3 protein-coding genes are annotated in these 3471 nt (G+C 68.9%); 2 read left to right on the top strand and 1 reads right to left on the bottom strand.

Annotation, left to right across the window (positions count from 1 at the left end):
• A partial coding sequence (locus tag VE326_04180) for a hypothetical protein (protein HYJ32394.1) occupies positions 1 to 1423 on the top strand: 1423 nt, incomplete at its 5' end.
• A 40-nt stretch (positions 1424 to 1463) separates the two neighbouring features.
• On the opposite strand, the gene VE326_04185 is transcribed toward VE326_04180, so the two are convergent.
• The gene (locus VE326_04185) at positions 1464 to 2936 is read right to left on the bottom strand and encodes a serine hydrolase domain-containing protein (protein ID HYJ32395.1); all 1473 of its coding nucleotides are present in this window, start codon (positions 2934 to 2936) and stop codon (positions 1464 to 1466) included.
• Between the two features lie 189 nt (positions 2937 to 3125).
• Here VE326_04185 and VE326_04190 point away from each other — a divergent pair.
• On the top strand, positions 3126 to 3471 hold a 346-nt coding region (locus VE326_04190), incomplete at its 3' end, for a helix-turn-helix domain-containing protein (GenBank protein HYJ32396.1).

Consider the following 3471-nt stretch of genomic DNA (forward strand, 5'->3'; position numbering starts at 1 on the left):
CCGGGCGCACGTTCTGGGCGCACGGGAGATCGCCGACCGTCTCGACCGGATGATGGGCCTCCTGCGCGCCGAGCCGGGGACCGTGTCACGCCGGCATGCGACCCTCCGAGCCGCGCTCGACTGGAGCGTGGACGCGCTGCCCCCCGACGCCCAGGGGCCATTTGGCGCGCTCTCGGTCTTCGCGGGCGGGTGGGATCTGGACGGCGCCGCCTTCGTGCTCGGGTGCGGTGATCTCGAAGCGGTCGATCTGCTGGACACGCTGGCCCGGCGTTCGCTGGTGACGGCCTCCCGCGGAAGCGCCGGGACCCGCTACCGCTACCTCGAACCGGTGCGGCAGTTCGCGGCGGAGCGGCTCGCCTCCTCCGGAGAAGAGAGTCCGGTGCGCGCCCGATTCGTCGCCTTCGAGGTGTCGCTGGCCGAGCGTGCCGAGCCCCAGCTGCTCGGCCCCGACCAGGCGTCATGGCTCGACCGCATCGGGCTCGAGCACGAGAACATCCTCGCGGCCATCGAGGCGAGCAGCGGGAGCGCGGCCGACGCGGAAGCCGCGCTCCGCATCGCCGGGTCGCTCTGGCGGTTCTGGCACATCCGCGGTCATCTCCGCACCGGCGCCGCCGCCGTTCGTCGCGCGCTTTCGCTGCCGGGCGCCTCGGCGCCCACGGTCCTTCGGGCCCGCGCCCTGTACGCCGCGGGAGCGCTCGCGGCCTTCGACATGGAAGGGCAGCGGCGCGCACGGGAGTACTTCGAGGAGGCGCTCGCGATCTTCCGCACGGCCGGAGAGGAGTTCGGCGCGGCGCGCTGCCTGACCGGGTTGGGCGCCGTGGCCAGCGCGCGCCGGGAGTTCGCGGAGGGCGCGGCACGGCTGGAAGAAGCGCAGGGCCTCTACCGCAAGCTGGGGGATGCCCGCGGACTGGCCGTCACGCTGAACAACCTGGGGGCCGCGGCCTGGAACCAGGGAGATCTGGCGCGTGCGGGCGAGCGGATCGGCGAGGCGCTCGATCTCGCGCGCTCGGCGGGAGATCTCGGAAACATCGCCCAGCTGGCGGTGGCGCTGTCGATGATTCGCACCCGGTGTGCCGACGCGGTGGGCGCGACCGCGCCGCTGCGGGAGGCCCTGGAGACCTTGGGCTCCCTGGGCGCGCGTCACAGCAGCGCTGCCGGCGCCCTTCTTGCGGCCGGCGAGCTGGCCGCCCTGGAGCAGCGCTATGCGGACGCGGCGCGCTGGTTCGGGGCGGCGGATCACATGCTGGAGCGGCTCAACCTGGTCTTCGACGAGGCGGACGTATGGTGGAAAGGCAGAGGTGCCGCCCTTCAGGCCGCGAAGCAGGCTCTGGGCGAATCGGTTTGCGAGGCCCATCGCGCGGCCGGGACGCGGATGGAGGTAGAGGCGGCCCTCCGCACCGCTCGACGCGAACTATCCGGCTGAGATCCCGCTGCGGGCAGCCCGGGATGTCCCTCGACGGCCGTCACTTGTTCGGCAGGCGCTCGAACCCCCAGAAGGAACCAGGGTACATCTCCACGATGGCGCCCGATTCGTCCGCCCGGAACGCGACGTACGCGCTCCCGTCCTCTCGAAGGAACAGCAGCGGCGCGACCTCCACGTACCGAAAGCCTCCGATTCGGAGCGCGTCACCCTCGTTCTTCACTTCGAAAATGTACGGCACGCTCCGCGGCTTGCATGAATGGCACGACGTGGTGGGGCCGTAGCGGCCGGCATAGGCTTCCGCCCGCTTGGAAAAGTCGGGAGGTGGGACGGGACGAGGGGATCGCACGCGAGCGCTGGGGTACAGGTGCTTGAGCAGGGCGTCTTCGAGATTGTCCCGGAGCCTGCTGCCCTCGAACTGGTTCACCACGAAGAAGCCGGCGTCCTCGGAAGGAACCATGACGAACTGTGCGCTGAAGCCCGCCACGTTGCCGCCGTGCTCGACGACCCGTAGGTCGCCAAACTGCGCCTCCCAGAATCCCAGGGTCACACCCGGAACCTTGGGGTGCATCCGGACCTGTTGCGAGAGCATCTCGGCCGAGGAGCTCTCGGACAAGATTCGGGCGCTCCCGATGTGACCGTGTCCCAGGTGCGCCATCAGGTACCGGGCCATGTCGGTGGCCGTGCTGTTGACCGACGATGCCGGCGTGGTGTGGTACCACTCCCATGCCTGGGCCTCGAGCGAGTCCCCGCGCCGCTCGTAGCCCATGGCGACGTCGCCAGCCAGGGTGGCGGGGACATTGATGCTCGTACGGTTCATTCCGAGCGGCCGCCAGATATTCTCCGTGAAGTATTGCTCGATGGGCTTGCCGGAGACCTCCTCGACGAGATCACCCGCGAGGGTCATCCCGTAGGTGGAATAGCTGATCGTCTGGCCCGGGGGGCGCACCCGTACCAGGCGTGACGCGAGAAACTCGGGCAGCGGCTGCACCGACTCGCGCGAAGGTCCTTGGGTGCCGGGGCGTATCTCGTCGAACCCAGAGGTGTGGGTGAGCAGGTCGGTCACGGTCACCGGCAGGGGGTAGGTTTCCGGGACGTTCACCTTGGACAGGTACACGTTGACGTCCGCTTCGCGGTGGACGCGCCCGCGGTCCACAAGCTGCATCACGGCGGTGGCCGTAAACGTCTTCGAGATGGAGCCGACTCGCCAGATGGTCCTTTCGGGATCCACGGCGCGTCGTGCCGCTACGTTCGCCCAACCGTAGCCCTTCTGGTACACGACCCGGCCGTGGCGGACGAAGACGAAAGCCGCCCCAGGGATTCCGCCGCGCTTCATCTCCGCATTCATGACCGAATCGACGAAGGCGCCGAGCCGTGTGACGCTGAACGGGTCACCGCTTCGGGAGGTGTGCGGCGGTCTGTAGGATGCGGCTCCGGACGCAGGCGGGGTCGGCAGGGAGCAGAGGCAAGCCAGCAGCGTGCAGAGGCAGCCCTTCGTCAGTATGGATCGGATCATCGCTGCAGCTCCCGTCGCGCCGAAAGGTCTCACGTGGCCTCGGCAGGTCATTGTATATTGGCTAGTATTTCCAACGACAGACTACCACAAGGGGAGGGCGCGCCGCGTATGTTCTTGATCCGTGACCTACGCCAGATACGGGTTCTAGGCTCTCCCGCACGCCAGGCCATCGTGGACGCTCTCGAGACCATGGGACCGTGCTCGGCATTCGAGCTGGGGCAGGTCCTGGGTCGAAGCAGCGACCGCCTGTACTACCATCTGCAGATTCTCAAGACGGCAGGCATCGTTCGGTCCCGACGGGAGCGGAACAGGGCAGGGCGTCTCCAGGAGCGCTTCGACCTCCCGGGACGGCCCACGCAGCTTCGATATGACCCCTCGGATGCGAAGAACGTGACTGCGATCACGAAGGTGGTGGGCGCGGCGCTCCGCGACGCTCAGCGCGCGTTCAGGAAGGCCTTCACGCAAGACCCGGTCGTTCAAGGGCCGGCGCGGACGCTGTGGGCGGGACGGCGGACCGGCTGGCTCGCGGTCAAAG

The organism is Candidatus Binatia bacterium (assembly GCA_035631035.1).
Lineage (GTDB): Bacteria > Eisenbacteria > RBG-16-71-46 > SZUA-252 > SZUA-252 > DASQJL01.

Excerpts from the sequence above, each read along its gene's own strand:
- VE326_04185 (HYJ32395.1), bottom strand. The coding sequence starts at position 2,936 with ATGATCCGATCCATACTGACGAAGGGCTGCCTCTGCACGCTGCTGGCT.